The following is a 14,039-nucleotide window of genomic DNA, read 5'->3' as shown; positions in this document are numbered from 1 at the left end:
CGTCCAGCGCCTGCCCCCTCAAGCTCTCTGGATCAAGCCTCTATCGTAACGGGCAGCCACCGTCCGTGTCGCGCATCGCATTGCGCAGGGAAATTGTCGATTGCGGCTAAAGTCCATCGCCCTGCCGCCGTTAACGACGGCGATGACGAACGCCCCATCCCATTACGGCACGCCGGATGCCATCGAAGAGCACTACGACAAGTGCCTGGTCCGCACGCACGCGGACATACGAAGGCACCTGCAACGCCTGCTGGATGGCCGCTGCACGCTGCGTGTCCACGCCGGCGGGCACGATGCGGGAACGCTGACGGTATTGCTGGAGGTGGGCACGTCGTCGTTCTGGATCGACGTGCCGCCCTCACGCATGCAGCTCGAACACTGGTTGGGCAGCCAGCGGCTGCACTTCGAAGGGCATGTCGAACGGGTGGCAGTCCGGTTCGCCTGTGGAACGGCCCGGCTCGACACACAGGAGGGACAGCCGGCGCTCGCGCTCCCGCTGCCTGACCAACTGCTGCACATGCAGCGTCGCGAGTTCATGCGGCGCGAGCCGCTGGGTGGACTGCGCTGCCGCATTCCCGCCGGGCCGTATGTCGAGCATCCGGGAGGGCTGACGGCGACCATTCGCGACATCGGCGGCGGCGGCGTTGCACTGCTGCTTCACGCCGCGGCTTCGCGATTCCAGGTGGGCGACCGCTTGAGCGGATGCGTCGTCGAGCTGCCGGGGCTGGAGCCGATGAGCGTGACGCTCGACATCCGCCACATCGTGCCGACCACGCAACGCGGCAAGCCGATGCAGCAGCTCGGATGCGAATTCACCGACCTGCCGGCTGCGACCCAGACCCGCCTGCTGCGCTACATCATGCAACTCGATCGCGAACAGGTACTGCGGCGACGCGGCGCCTGAAGACCCCGTTACCGCCTTCACGGCCGGGCAACGTTGGCATGCGGATGCTCCCCCCAGCCCCGCATCGGCCCGACGCCATGAGCCATCGCATCGTCCTGCTCCACGCCGTTGCCGCCGTGTCGCTCGCGCTCGCCGCCTGCAAGCAGGGCGATGAGGCAACGCCGCCTTCGCCTGCCAAACCGGCCGACGCGCCCGCGCCTGCGGCCACCACGGCAAAGGCCCCGCCGCCGGACGCCGCACGGATGGCATCCGGCTTTCGCGCGATAGGCAATGAACCTGGCTGGACCGCGCAGGTCGCTCCCGGCGACGCACCCGCGCTGCATGCCGAGGTCGACTACGGCGAACGCAAGTTCGACATCGCCCCGGCGACCCGCCTGCCCGACGGCTGGAGCGGCAAGGCCGCCGACGGCACCTCCCTGATGCTGAAGGTCGAGCTGAAGACTTGCCGTGACGTGATGAGCGGCCAGGCATTCGAAGCCGTCGCCACGCTCACCGTGGCCGAACGGACTTACGACGGCTGCGGCAACTTCGGTCCGAATTGACCGCCGCCGCGGCCGCGCTTACGCGGCCTTCGGCTTGAGCTGGTGCAGCAGGATCGAATTGCCTTCCGAGTCGAGGCAGACGGCCATCCGGCACACCGGGCTGTGGATGACGTCGCTGCGGAAGGTCACGCCCTTCCCTTTCAGGTCCGCCATCAGGGTGTCGAGATCCTCGACCTCGAGCGCAATGGTGCCGCCCGACGATTCGCTCGGCTTGTCCGGCACGAAGTTGGTCAGCGCCAGGCATCCGCCTTCGGGCAGGTCGTACTCGATCCAGTACTGGTCGCCCTGGTTGCCGACGGAACCCGCTGCGAGGCCGAGCTTGTTCTCGTAGAAGTCCCGCGCACGCTGCACGTCGCTGATCGGATACATCGTGAAAGCCACCTTCCTGAACATGAACATCCTCCTGACGGTCGATAGTTCGTAACACGTGTCCGGAGGCAGCATGCGGCAACCCGGCAGCGAACGGGTTCGCATTGGCCCTTTCCGGGCCTCGTTTTCGCGGGAGCCGCAGAGGCCAGCCATGGCCGACGATGCAGAAGGCGAGAACGCTCGGCCAGGCACGACTGCACAAGACCATCCGAGCGCGAAACACCCTAGGCGGGCACCCGCCCGCCTGAGGTGCGCGAAGCCATCACTTGAAGACAATCTCACGCAGCAGCTGCTGTCCCAGGATCGTGCGCATCGCCGTGCGCTTGCCCGAGGCCTCGTCCTGCTGCTTGATGGACATCTTGGTGACCTTGGCCGCGATGGGATCCATCTTCTTGTCCATGTCGTCGAACGTGGCCATGTTGGGATAGGTCACCACGAGGTAGAGGTCGGCTTCGTCCGGGTCGTGCGGCTGGGCGCCCATCACGTGGTAGTCGAGGACCATGCCGGCGGCCTTCGCCTCTTCCTGGATCCTGCGCCAACTCGTGTTGAGGAAGTCCATGTAGTTCTCGAACTGGCCGTCGACCACCTTGATCGAGGTCACGATGGTGACCGGCCCGTCCTTGTACGGGCGCTCCTGGGCCCCGGCACCGGTGGCGAACAACAGGAACGCGCAGCACAGGGCTGCGCACCACAGACGTGTAGGTTTCATAAGTCCTCCGCGAAGAAGGCCGCGCGGGACGATCCGCGTGGCGCGATCCGTCACATCGACAAGGACCGCACAAACCTTAACGGCGCCAGCGCGCAGGCAAGGCCCGTCCGGACGTCACTCCGACGGGTGCACGAGCGCCCCGGTGCCGGTCATGCGGAATCCCGCTTCGCTTGCGCCTTGGCGAAATCGCGCAGCGCATCCTTTCCCACCCAGCGCGCTGCCGGCTCCTGCGATTCGGCCAGGCGTTTGGCGGTCGCGAGTGCAGCCGTCCTGAGACCCGGGCTGCGGCGGCGTCCGATCGATCGCAATGCCCAGCTCACTCCTTTCTTGACGAAGTTGCGGTCGTCACCCGACTCGCGCTCGATCAGCTCAAGCCCATGCAGGAACTGCGCATCCGCCGCTTCGCGGTCGTGCAGCGCCAGGCTCGCAAGCAACGCGAACGCCGCCCGCTTGACGAACTCGTCGCGACGCCCTGCCCACAGCGGCACCTTCTTCCACGCGTGCGGCGCGCGATCGAACAGGGCGAAGCACAGCGTGTCGCAGATCGCCCAGTTGTCGAAGTCGCGGCACCACCGATCCATCTGCGACGAGGTGACTCGGGCGGGCTCATCGACGTAGGCCGCGAGCATGCGCGCTTCGTACCAGCCGGTGTCCCACAACGCATCGGCCAGCGCATGGCTGCGGCCAAGCTGTTTGGCGAGCTGCTGGATGTGGGCCATCGACACGCCGAAGGCATGCTCGGACGGAATCGCATAGCGCGCCATGCCGTCCCGGGTCTTGCTGGTCGCGTGGCGTTTCAGCCAGGCGATGGCAGTCTCGACCTGCTCGTCGACCGGGACCATCGCAGGTACCGGCGCCTTGCCCGGCCGTCCGGCCGGCGACGAAACACGTGCTGCTCCACGACTGTGGTTCGTGGTGGAAACCCTGGCCATGCCGTGCTCCTGGGTGCAGTCCGGGCGATGTTACTCAACGGCGCGTCAAGAAATTTGGAGCCTGTGCGTCGCAACGATGTTGGCATCCGGGTTCGGCAGGGGGCCAACCGCCCTTGGTTCACCGCTTCACGCCGCTTCGCCCTGTCGGATGCGACGCTGCCCGCGCGCCATACAGGCCAGAACCGGCCGGCGAATCTTCATTACGAATCATCTCCCTGAGGGGCCGCGACCATGCCGCTCAATCCGCGTTCTCCCGTCCATCATCGATTCGTTGCCGCAGACGGCGTCGAGGTGTTCTATCGCGAGGCCGGTGATCCGCGCCTGCCGACGCTGCTGCTGGTCCACGGCTTTCCCACCAGCTCGCACATGTACCGACACCTTCTGGCCGAGCTGTCGGACCAGTTCCATGTCGTTGCGCCCGACATGCCGGGGTTCGGGTTTACGAATGTGCCCACCGGGCGCAACTACGTCTATACGTTCGATGCCCTCGCCGCGACCCTGGCGGCCTTCGTCGAAGCACTGCAATTGCAGCGCTATGTCCGCTGCGCCTTCACGATGTCGGGGTTGACCGCCACGCCGCAGTCGATCGCGCAGACCACGCGCTCGACCTTGAGCTTGCCATCCTGCGCCACGCGCACCTGCGCGACGGTCGCCAGGAAGCTCCCGAAGCCTTCCTGCAGCGACAGGCCCATGCCCTGTCCCGATCCGAGCTTGCGGCCCCAGCCGGCCTTGTCCGCTGCGAGCTCGAGCACGGCGAGCGATCTCGGGCTCTTGCCCAGCAGGCGCCGGCGGTACTCGAGCGGGTCGATGCCGGCGCGCTGCGCCAGATCGTCGATGACCGACTCGACGACGAACACGTTGCGCGTATGCCCCACTCCGCGCCAGTTGCCCACGTGCAGTCCCTCGGGCGGTTCCTGGCGAACGTAGTCGACCAGCGCATTGGGGAAGTCGTACGGTCCGGCCGCGCCGTTGACCGCGTCGTAATCGACGCCGTCCTTGAAGAAGATCGGCAGGAACACCACCATGATCGCCGGCCCGACGACGCGGTGGTGGAAGCTGACCGGCATGCCGGCGCGGTCGGTATCGACCCAGACGCGGCTGTGGTTGTGGTAACGGAAGTAATCCTGCTGGATGTCCTCTTCGCGGCTCCACGTCACCTTCACCGGGGCATCGACGTGCTTGGCGATGCGGACCGCCTGGGTCACGTAGTCGGCCTCCAGGCGCCGGCCGAATCCGCCGCCCAGCAGGTGGTTGTGCACGACCACCTTGTCGAGCGGCAGCCCGGACGCTTCGGCAGCGCGCTGTTGCGCACGCCCCAGCACCTGGCAGCCCACCCAGACTTCGCAGCGGTCCCGGGTGACATGCGCGGTGCAGTTGATCGGCTCCATCGTCGCGTGCGCCAGCATCGGCTGCCGGAATGTCGCCTCGTAGCCCTTCGCCGCGCGCGCCTTGGCGACGTCGCCGACCTTGACCGCCACCACACCCTCGCGCTCGAGCGCGGCGTCGCATTGCGCCACCAGCGCGGCGGTGTCGAGGCTGGCGTTGGCGCCTTCGTTCCAGCGGATGTCCAGCGCCGCCATGCCCTTGCGCGCAGCCCACGTGTTGTCGGCGACCACTGCCACCAGGTCGTCCAGCACCACCACCTGGCGCACGCCACGCACGGCCAGCGCCGGTGCCTGATCGACGCCGGCAACGCGTCCGCCGAACACCGGAGTGGCGCGCACTGCGGCAAAGCGCACGCCTTCAGGCAACGCGTCGATGCCGAACTTCGCCGTGCCGTTGACCTTGGCCGGCGTGTCGACGCGCTTGACCGAATGCCCGACGATTTTGTAATCGGCGAGCGGTTTGAGCGGTGCTTTGTCCGTTGACGCCGGCAACGTCGCCGCCGTCGCGACCAGTTCGCCATAACCCAGGCGCCGCCCGTTGGCATGGATGACCTGTCCCTGCCCGGTGCTGCAATCGGCGGGCTGCGCGCTCCAGCGCTTGCAGGCGGCCGCCACCAGCAGCGCCCGCGTGTCCGCACCGGCCTGGCGCAGCGTCGCCCAGCTGCCGGGCAGCGATGCGGAACCACCGGTGATCTGGTCGCCATAGACCGGATGGCTATAGCGCTTCGGATCCGGTGGCGCATGTTCCACCGTGACCTGGTCCATGCCGACGTCCAGTTCCTCGGCCAGCAGTTGCGCTTGCGAGGTGTATGCGCCCTGCCCCATCTCGACGTACGGCACCACCAGCGTCACCGCACCGCTCGGCGCAATGCGGATGAAGGCGTTGGACGACCACGGTTGGCCGCCCTTCGCGGCCGCGGGTGCCGCCCGTGCGGGGCCGGCGAGGTGGAAGCCGACGACCAGGCTGCCGCCGACGACGGCCACGGTTTGCAGGAATGCGCGGCGGGACTGGCGCATTGCGCCGAGCGCGGCCGCCATGATCTCGTCACGGGGATCGGCGCTCATGACGCACCTCCGCGTCCGCCGGCCTGCTTCGCCGCCGACTTGATCGCGCCGCGGATGCGTTCGTAGGTGCCGCAACGGCAGATGTTGCCGCTCATAACGCTGTCGATGTCGTCGTCGCTGGGCGCGGCATTGCCCGCCAGAAGCGCCGCCGCCGACATCAGCTGGCCCGACTGGCAGTAGCCGCACTGGATCACTTCGTTGTCGAGCCATGCCTGCTGGAGCGCACGGCCCACCGGAAGCTCGTGCAGCGCTTCGATCGTGCGAACTTTCGCGTCGCCCACGGCGGCGATGGGAGTGATGCACGACCGCCTCGGCACGCCGTCGATGTGTACCGTGCACGCACCGCACAGGGCGACGCCGCAGCCGAACTTGGTGCCGGTGAGCTGCAGGACGTCGCGCAACACCCACAACAGCGGGGTGTCGTCGTCCACATCGACCGTGCGCGGGGCTCCGTTTACGTTGATTGTCGCTGGCATGAGCTGGCTCGCTGGCAGGGGCCCTGCGGCCGCACACGCAAGTTCACGGCCAAGACCGGGGACCGTCCATGGATGGAATATTTCCGAATCCAGATCAGCGGCTGCGTGATCGCGGCCACCGCCTGCACCGTGGATTACGTGCCGGAGATGATCCGCTGACGGGCCTGGAAGGCATTCTGGAAGGTCCGCTTGACCGGACCCAGGGCCTGCACGAACTCCAGTTGCTCGCCCTCCGGACCCTTGCAGTAGATCAGCGACCAGCCGTCCGACTGGCCCTGCGTGATCCTGTTGGAGTTCGCCTCCAGCGGTGCTGCCTGACGTTGCTGTTCGCTGGTCACCGTGATGACCCGGTTTGCCTTCACCTGGGTCATGCCGCGCCGGGCCGACTCGGCTTCCAGGTCGCGGATAAAGGCGTTGAAGTCGACATCGTCGCGAAGGTAGAAGCAGATATGCATCGAACGCGGATAGGCGGGGCTCATGTGGTCCCGCGGTTCCGCGAAACTGTTGCCGCGACCCATCGGCTGCTCGGCGTCGCGGTACTGCAACAGTTCGATGACGACGTTGTCGAACTGGATGAAGCGCACATCGAGACGCTGCGATCCTCCACGCAGGTCCGGAATACCGCGCGTGCGCGGGTTGACCTTGCGCTCGCGCGCGACGATCTCCTCGTCGGTCAACAAGGTGTTGTGGATGCGTTCCCCTTGGAAGTCCCCGTCGCGCATGACCTCCGTGCCGCCCAGGACCTCGGTGTAGAACTCGAACGCCCGATCCATGTTCTGCACGGTCACGCCAAAATGTTGCACGCCCTGCAGGCGTGCGCCGATGGAACCCGGCGCAAGCCGCGCCGCAGGCGCTGGACCGCCGCCTTGTGCAGCCGCCGACAGCGCACCCGGCAATGCCGCAGCAGCCAGTCCTGCGACTACCGTGGTACCCGTCGCGCGCAGCATCTCGCGACGCCCTGGATCGACTTCGGAATTTTGCTCGCGTTCTTGCATGTCGGTATTCCGCGAATGCCAGTCGATGTCCCGCGTCGCCGCGTCAGGCTCCCTGCTTGTCAGGCACCAGGTCGGCGACGACGACAGGGAGCACGACATACGCCTGTCTCTCGGCGAGCGTGTCGACCATGGACAGGTAATGCTTGAAGTGCGCCGTGGCCCGGTGCGCGGCAACGGCGGTCTCGTCCTGATACAGCTCGTCGAGGACGAATCGTCCCGGCCGTGCGGGATCGCGCCAGATGTCCCAGCGCAGGTTGCCAGGCTCCTGCCGGCTCGGGGCCACCATGCCGCGCAGCAGCGTCTCCAGCATCGACTCCTGTCCCGGCCTGGCGGTCAGGATCGCCAGGATCTTTGCGCGCGCTTCCACGATATGCACTCCCGCAAACCAGTCTTCGAGTTTCATGGCACACGGCCCCCGGCCACGGACGCGCATTGCCAAGGCGCGTGAGGGGCGCCGCAGGAGACCTGCCTGGAATCTGCAGCAGTCACGGCCTGTTGCGTCCTCCGCGCCGGACGAGCCATGAGGGGCTCGCTCGTTTATCGCCCGGGCCGTGCCACATGAGAAGTTAAGAATCGTGAATTCTGGTTAGCGGGCCGCGCGCGCGCCGCCATCGGACTTACCCTTTCTGCCGATGGTGATGTTCAACGCCCGCTGGCGTGCGGCCGCGCTCGCCTCATGGGCGACAGACGGGAGACATGCGATGAAGCCCGCTCCATTGCTGATGCTGGCGGCCCTGGCCGCGCTGACGGCGTGTACGTCGCAGGATGCCGCGAGCGTATCGAGTGGCCGCGAGGCCGCGAGCACTGCGGCTGCGACGCCGGCCACACCGCAAGGCGCAGCCCCAACGGTCGGCCAGGTCGAGGTCGTGGCCGAACTCGACATCACGCCAGGCAACGTCACCGCCTCGCGCGATGGCCGCGTGTTCGCGAGCATCCACGGCATGCGACGCGGCCCCGTACAGCTCATCGAGGTAACGGGGCGGAATGCCTACGTCCCCTTCCCCGACCAGGCATGGAACGCAAAGCCCGGCTCGGGCAAGGATGTGCTGAACACCCCGCACGGCGTCGTCATCGACAGTCGCGACCGCTTGTGGGTGATCGACCACGGCAACTGGATGGAAAAACCGCAGCCCCCCAAGCTGCTGGCCTTCGACATCCATTCGCGCAAGCTGGCCTATCGCCACGACTTTGACAAAGTCTCCGCGCCCGCCGGCCAGATCCTGCAGGACCTGGCCGTGGACGGCGAACGCGGTTTCGTCTACGTGGCCGACTGCGGACCCGATCCGGCCATCGTCGTGGTCGACACGAACAAGGGAACTGCGCGGCGTTTCAGCGGGCATCCCTCGCTGCAGGCCGAGGATGTGGAACTGGTCGTGGAAGGCAAGCCGTTGCTGTTCCCCGGTGCGGACGGCCGCATGGGTCCGGCGCGCGTGGGCATCAACCCGATCACGCTGTCCGCCGATGGCGAGACGCTGTACTACGGCTCGATGAACGGGACCAGCTGGTTCTCGGTGCCCGCGCGCCTGTTCCGCGATGGTGCACCAGACGCCACGATAGGAAGCGGTATTGCCCGCGTCGGGCCCAAGCCGCTTTCGGACGGAGCGGCCACCGATGCCGAAGGCAACCACTTCATCACCAACCTGCCGGACAACGGCATCGACCTGCTGACCCGTGACGGCAAGCTGCAGCCGCTGGTGAGGGATCCGCGCTTTCTGTGGGCAGACAATGCGCACTTCGGCCAGGACTCGTGGTTGTACGTGGCGATCAACCAGCTGCACCGCAATCCGATATTTACCGGTGCCGAAGACCGCGGGCAGCCGCCTTACCTGATTGCGCGCGTGTGGACCGGAACACGCGGGCAACCTGGGCGTTGAACGGCGCCCCTTCCCAACCAGGAGTTCCCCATGGCTCTGAAGGACCTGATACCCGGCAAGCTCGGTTTCGGTACGGCACCGCTGGGCAACATGTTCCGCGACATTCCCGAGGCGGAGGCGCGGGCGACCCTGGATACGGCCTGGAACGACGGCATCCGCTATTTCGACAACGCGCCCTTCTATGGCGCGGGCCTGGCCGAAATCCGCATGGGAGACGCCCTCGCCGGAAAACCGCGCGATGAATATGTCATCAGCACCAAGGTCGGCCGGCTGGTCCTGGATGAAGTCGAGGACGTCAGCAGCCGTGACCTCGGCGAGAAGGGAGACGTGTTCAAGTACGGGCGTCCCAACAAGATCGTCAACGATTACTCGCGTGACGCCACGCTGCGCTCGATCGAGGACAGCCTGAAGCGCCTGAAGACCGATCGCATCGAGATCGTCTGGGTGCACGACGTGGCGCAGGACTTCTACGGAGACGAATGGCTGGCGATGTTCGAGAGCGCGCGCAAAGGCGCGTTCAAGGCATTGGACCGTTTGCGCGACGAGGGAACGATTCGAGCCTGGGGGCTGGGCGTCAACCGCGTCGAACCGATCGAACTGCTGCTCGACCTGCAAGGTCCGCGTCCCGATGGCTTCCTGCTCGCGGGCCGCTATACGTTGCTCGACCACGCACGTGCCCTGCAGCGGGTGATGCCGAAGGTCGCCGAACGGGGACTCGGCATCGTGGTCGGTGGACCGTACAGCTCCGGCGCGCTGGTCGGCGGCCCCAACTTCGAGTACGCCCCGGCGAAGCCTGAGATCCTCGACAAAGTCGCCCGCATCAAGGCCATCGCGGACCGCCATGGCATCAGCATGAAGGCCGCCGGCCTGCAGTTCGCCCTGGCCAACCCGGCCGTGGCAGCGGTCATCCCCGGTGCCAGCAAGCCCAGCCGGATCGGGGAGGACCGGGCTGCCCTGCATGAGGCGATTCCCGCGGATTTCTGGCGCGAATTGCGCAGCGCCGGGCTGGTCCACCCTGAAGCGCCGCTGCCATCCGACGCCTGAGCTCAGGAACAGCGCATGCGCCGTCTACGCGTCGAATCGAGGCCAGTTGCCGCTCGTCGGATTGTGCGAAACTGATCTTTCTTTGAGACTTTAGTCTCATTACTGTTCGATCAATCCCACGCTCCGGAGATGGCCATGGCCCTGTCCCGCGCCGACATGGATCGGAAGATCGACGAGCACTTCGGCTACGAAGCCCGCGACGACGTCGAAGGCGTGCTGGCCACGCTCACCAGCGATGTCGAGCACGACATCGTCGGCGTGCCGACCGGACCGACCCTCGGCCGCGATGGCGCGCGCGGCTTCTACGAACACCTGTTCGCCGACCTCGCCGACGGCCAGGTGCAGACACTGCGGCGCCTGTACGGCGCGGACTTCCTCGTCGACGAATCGCTGTGGCGCGGGCGCGCGCCGGGCCGTCCGTTCGGACTGGAGGGCCGCGATCGCCCGCTGGAGTTCCGCCTGCTCCACGTGGTCGAGTTCGCCGGAAACGGCGACATCCGCCGCGAGAACGTCTGGCTCGATCTCGCCTCGATCATTCGCCAACTGCCGCAGGACTGACTATGGATGCCGCCACCAGGCCTGGACGTCCGCGCCAGCGCCAGCGCACGCGCAAGGACCTGCTGCAGGCCGCCAGCCGACTGGTCCGGCTGGGCCGCAGACCGACCCTTGAGGACATCGCCGAGGAAGCGCTGGTTTCGCGCGCGACGGCCTACCGCTATTTCGCCAACGTCGATGCGTTGCTGCTGGAAGCGGCGCTCGACGTCGCCGTGCCCGAAGCCGACACCCTGTTCGATGCGCATGCGCCGGCCGACCCGGTAGCGCGCGTGGAGCGGGTCGATGGCGCGATCCACGGCGTGATCGAAGCGAACGAAGCACAGTTGCGCACCATGCTGATCCACACGCTGCAGCAGCGCCTCGACGGCGCCAGCAGCGATGCCCTGCCCGCGCGCCAGAACCGGCGCACGCCGCTGATCGAGGCTGCGCTCGATCCCGCGCGGAAGCAGTTCACGCCGGCTTCGCTCAGGACGCTGACGCAGGCGCTGGCCATCATCATCGGCACCGAGTCGATGGTGGTATGCAAGGACGTCCTGCAGCTCGACGACGCCGAAGCGCGCAAGGTGCGGCGCTGGGCGATCCGAGCGCTGGTGGATGCGGCACGCAGGCCACAGACCCGCGACTGAACGCGTTTGCATGGAGCCCTGGACATGAACATCGAGCGCACGCACATCGACATCGGCCCGCTTGGCCAGGGCGACCTGCCGGAAGCCGACCGCATCTTCCGCCTGGCCTTCGGCACGTTCCTTGGACTGCCCGATCCGATGGCCTTCGCCGACGACGCCGACCTCGTCACCACGCGCTGGCATGCGGCACCCCACGCCGCGCTCGGCGCCTATGCCAACGGCGTCCTCATCGGGTCCAACTTCGCCGCCCATTGGGGCAGCTTCGGCTTCTTCGGGCCGCTCACCGTGCATCCCGACTACTGGGACCGCGGCGTCGCGCGGCTCCTGCTCGCCGAAACCGTCGCGATGTTCGAGCGCCGCGGTACGCGCCAGACGGCACTGTTCACTTTCCCGCACAGCGCAAAGCATGTCGGGCTCTACCAGAAGTACGACTACTGGCCGCAGCAACTGACGGCCGTGATGAGCAAGGCCGTCGAGCCCCAGCCATCTGCCGGACGTTGGCAGTCGTACTCGGGTCTCGCGGACGACCAACGCGCCGCTGCCCTGTCGGCGTGCCATGCACTTGCAGATGCCGTGTACCCAGGGCTCGACCTCACCATCGAGATCGAGTCGGCTGCCAGGCAACGGCTGGGCGACACGGTGCTGGTCCTTGACGGTGCCGACCTGGTCGCGTTCGCGGTCTGCCACATCGGCAAGGGCAGCGAAGCCGGCAGCGACTGCGCGTACGTGAAGTTCGGCGCGGCGCGACCCGGCGCAGATGCCGCCAGGCACTTCGATCGCCTGCTGCTCGCCTGCGAATCGCTCGCCAGCCAACATGGCGCGACCCGTCTGCTCGCGGGCGTCAACACGTCGCGCTTCGAGGCCTACCGGCAGATGCTGGCACGCGGCTTCAAGACGCAGTTGCAGGGCGTCGCGATGCTGAAAGGCAATGCGCCCGGCTACAACCTGCCCGACCGTTTCGTCATCGACGACTGGCGTTGACGGCCTTGGTGGCCATCCAACGCTAGAATCCGGTTGAACCCAACCGGAAGACCGTCCCCCATGCACATCCTGGTCACCGGCAGCGCCGGCCATCTCGGCGAAGCACTGATGCGGACGCTGCGCGCGCAGGGCCGCCCGGCGGTTGGACTCGATCTGGTGCCCTCGCCCTTCACCGACCATGTCGGCTCGATCGCCGACTCGTCCTTCGTTGAGCGCGCCATGGCAGGCGTGCACGCCGTCGTGCACACCGCGACGCTGCACAAGCCGCATGTGGCCACGCACTCGAGGCAGGACTTCATCGACACCAACATCACCGGCACGCTGAACCTGCTCGAAGCCGCAGCGTCCCATGGCGTTGCCGCGTTCGTGTACACGAGCACGACCAGCGCCTATGGCGATGCGCTGACGCCCGCCGATGGCGAACCGGCAGTGTGGATCGACGAGGACGTCGTGCCGGTGGTGAAGAACATCTACGGCGCGACCAAGCTTGCCGCCGAGGACCTGTGCCGGCTGTTCCATCGCAACCAGCGCATGCCGTGCCTGGTGCTGCGCACCTCGCGCTTCTTCCCGGAGCCCGACGACAGCCCGGCGAAGCGCAATGCATTCGTCGACGCCAACCTCAAGGCCAACGAATTCCTGTACCGCCGTGCAGACGTGCAGGACATCGTCGAAGCGCACCTGCTGGCGGTCGAGCGCGCGCCGCTAATCGGGTTCGGCCGGTACATCCTCAGCGCCACCACGCCGTTCACGCCTGAGGACCTGGCGGAACTGCGCGCGCATGCTCCGGCCGTCGTTGCGCGCCGCGTCCCCGGCTATGAGGCGGAATACGCCCGCCGCGGCTGGCGCATGTTCCCCGGCATCGAGCGCGTCTACGACAACACCCGCGCCCGCGAGGCATTGGGCTGGAAGCCGCGCTACGACTTTTCCCATGTACTGGAACGGCTGCGCGCGGATGAAGACCCGCGCAGTCCACTGGCGCAGTCGATCGGCACCAAGGGTTATCACGCCGGCGCCTATGCCGACGGCCTCTATCCGGTGGAGAGCTGAGGCGCGGCCAAGCTGCACGACGCTCAGTTCGAAGCCGCTCCGCGCTCAGCGCAGCTGGCTGTCCTTGCTGCCGCGGCGGTTGTAGCCGCTGTGCGCCGACTCCTCACGGTCGTGCGCTTCCTGGCAGTTCACGCACAGGCGTACGCCGGGCAAGGCCTTGCGCCGCGCCTCGGGAATCGCGGCCTCGCATTCCTCGCAATGCGTCAGGCCCGGGCCCTGCGGCAACTGGCTGCGCGCCCGCTTGATCGCGTCCTTGACGGTCGCGTCGATCTGGTCCTGTACGGCGCCGTCGCCGGCCCAACCGGTCGCCATGGCGTGTCTCCCACTCATGGATGAGGCGGCGAGGATAACGCCGCGCGCCTGAATCCGGCGTCAGGGACCGGCGGTCCGCCTGCTTTCCACCATTCATCCGCGATCCGCGCGATGGCCGGCCTGCGCGCGCATAGCGCACACCTCGCGCCGCCGGTTCTCCTACGCTTGCTGTGCCCGGTCGGGGGATTCGGGCGCCATCCGATGCGATCGATGTTCGTCCATG

At 67.1% G+C, this 14,039-nt stretch carries 17 protein-coding genes and 1 pseudogene; 9 read left to right on the top strand and 9 right to left on the bottom strand.

The genetic code is table 11. From position 1 onward, the window contains the following. The first annotated feature begins 142 nt into the window (after nucleotides 1-142). Nucleotides 143-904, top strand: coding sequence for a flagellar brake protein (locus IU514_RS11305; protein ID WP_194931227.1), 762 nt, complete (start codon nucleotides 143-145; stop codon nucleotides 902-904). Nucleotides 905-981: 77 nt separating this feature from the next. Beyond that, on the top strand, nucleotides 982-1,446 hold the full coding sequence (locus IU514_RS11300) for a hypothetical protein (protein ID WP_194931226.1): 465 nt from the start codon (nucleotides 982-984) through the stop codon (nucleotides 1,444-1,446). Nucleotides 1,447-1,464: 18 nt separating this feature from the next. Here the strand turns inward: IU514_RS11300 and IU514_RS11295 are convergent, their stop codons facing one another. The 4 genes from IU514_RS11295 to IU514_RS18980 form a co-directional block, all read right to left on the bottom strand. Next, entirely contained in the window at nucleotides 1,465-1,839 is a 375-nt protein-coding gene (locus IU514_RS11295; RefSeq protein WP_194931225.1) for a VOC family protein, read from the bottom strand. Nucleotides 1,840-2,077: 238 nt separating this feature from the next. Then, on the bottom strand, nucleotides 2,078-2,524 hold the full coding sequence (locus IU514_RS11290; RefSeq protein WP_194931224.1) for a hypothetical protein: 447 nt from the start codon (nucleotides 2,522-2,524) through the stop codon (nucleotides 2,078-2,080). Between the two features lie 149 nt (nucleotides 2,525-2,673). Beyond that, a complete protein-coding gene (locus IU514_RS11285) occupies nucleotides 2,674-3,456 on the bottom strand; it encodes a DNA alkylation repair protein (RefSeq protein WP_228760679.1) in 783 nt (260 codons plus the stop codon). Nucleotides 3,457-3,663: 207 nt separating this feature from the next. Next, nucleotides 3,664-3,864, bottom strand: coding sequence for a hypothetical protein (locus IU514_RS18980; protein ID WP_228760678.1), 201 nt, complete (start codon nucleotides 3,862-3,864; stop codon nucleotides 3,664-3,666). Between IU514_RS18980 and IU514_RS18975 the strand changes: the two are divergent. Continuing rightward, nucleotides 3,823-3,975: pseudogene (locus IU514_RS18975) on the top strand (alpha/beta fold hydrolase); the annotation flags it as partial. The gene IU514_RS18980 and the pseudogene IU514_RS18975 overlap by 42 nt on opposite strands. Before the next feature lie 14 nt (nucleotides 3,976-3,989). Here IU514_RS18975 and IU514_RS11275 read toward each other — a convergent pair. From IU514_RS11275 to IU514_RS11260, 4 genes are all read right to left on the bottom strand, one after another. Continuing rightward, complete coding sequence (locus IU514_RS11275) at nucleotides 3,990-5,906, bottom strand: xanthine dehydrogenase family protein molybdopterin-binding subunit (protein WP_194931223.1); 1,917 nt, start codon at nucleotides 5,904-5,906, stop codon at nucleotides 3,990-3,992. Then, nucleotides 5,903-6,382 carry a (2Fe-2S)-binding protein gene (locus IU514_RS11270; protein ID WP_194931222.1) on the bottom strand — a complete coding sequence of 160 codons (480 nt, stop codon included), beginning with the start codon at nucleotides 6,380-6,382 and terminating at the stop codon, nucleotides 5,903-5,905. The genes IU514_RS11275 and IU514_RS11270 overlap by 4 nt, the downstream gene beginning before the upstream one ends. Before the next feature lie 134 nt (nucleotides 6,383-6,516). After that, complete coding sequence (locus tag IU514_RS11265; protein WP_194931221.1) at nucleotides 6,517-7,377, bottom strand: VOC family protein; 861 nt, start codon at nucleotides 7,375-7,377, stop codon at nucleotides 6,517-6,519. A gap of 43 nt (nucleotides 7,378-7,420) precedes the next feature. Next, a complete protein-coding gene (locus tag IU514_RS11260) occupies nucleotides 7,421-7,780 on the bottom strand; it encodes a putative quinol monooxygenase (protein ID WP_228760677.1) in 360 nt (119 codons plus the stop codon). Between the two features lie 298 nt (nucleotides 7,781-8,078). Between IU514_RS11260 and IU514_RS11255 the strand changes: the two genes are divergently transcribed. From IU514_RS11255 to IU514_RS11230, 6 genes are all read left to right on the top strand, one after another. Next, nucleotides 8,079-9,251, top strand: a complete 1,173-nt coding sequence (locus IU514_RS11255) for a major royal jelly family protein (RefSeq protein ID WP_228760676.1) — start codon at nucleotides 8,079-8,081, stop codon at nucleotides 9,249-9,251. 30 nt (nucleotides 9,252-9,281) lie between these two features. Next, nucleotides 9,282-10,295 carry an aldo/keto reductase gene (locus tag IU514_RS11250; protein ID WP_194931220.1) on the top strand — a complete coding sequence of 338 codons (1,014 nt, stop codon included), beginning with the start codon at nucleotides 9,282-9,284 and terminating at the stop codon, nucleotides 10,293-10,295. A gap of 135 nt (nucleotides 10,296-10,430) precedes the next feature. Next, on the top strand, nucleotides 10,431-10,853 hold the full coding sequence (locus IU514_RS11245) for an ester cyclase (RefSeq protein WP_194931219.1): 423 nt from the start codon (nucleotides 10,431-10,433) through the stop codon (nucleotides 10,851-10,853). 2 nt (nucleotides 10,854-10,855) lie between these two features. Then, nucleotides 10,856-11,476, top strand: a complete 621-nt coding sequence (locus IU514_RS11240) for a TetR/AcrR family transcriptional regulator (protein WP_194931218.1) — start codon at nucleotides 10,856-10,858, stop codon at nucleotides 11,474-11,476. Nucleotides 11,477-11,500: 24 nt separating this feature from the next. After that, nucleotides 11,501-12,457: a GNAT family N-acetyltransferase gene (locus IU514_RS11235; RefSeq protein WP_194931217.1), complete on the top strand. Its 957-nt coding sequence runs from the start codon at nucleotides 11,501-11,503 to the stop codon at nucleotides 12,455-12,457. Nucleotides 12,458-12,517: 60 nt separating this feature from the next. Then, entirely contained in the window at nucleotides 12,518-13,504 is a 987-nt protein-coding gene (locus IU514_RS11230) for an NAD-dependent epimerase/dehydratase family protein (RefSeq protein ID WP_194931216.1), read from the top strand. Between the two features lie 45 nt (nucleotides 13,505-13,549). On the opposite strand, the gene IU514_RS11225 is transcribed toward IU514_RS11230, so the two are convergent. Further along, nucleotides 13,550-13,816, bottom strand: coding sequence for a DksA/TraR family C4-type zinc finger protein (locus IU514_RS11225; protein ID WP_194931215.1), 267 nt, complete (start codon nucleotides 13,814-13,816; stop codon nucleotides 13,550-13,552). Nucleotides 13,817-14,039: the final 223 nt, after the last annotated feature.

The sequence above is a fragment of the Lysobacter niastensis genome (assembly GCF_015453285.1).
In the GTDB taxonomy this organism is placed as follows: domain Bacteria; phylum Pseudomonadota; class Gammaproteobacteria; order Xanthomonadales; family Xanthomonadaceae; genus Lysobacter_J; species Lysobacter_J niastensis.
The sequence above is the reverse complement of the archived record's forward strand: the minus strand, read 5'-3'. Positions and strand labels throughout refer to the sequence as shown.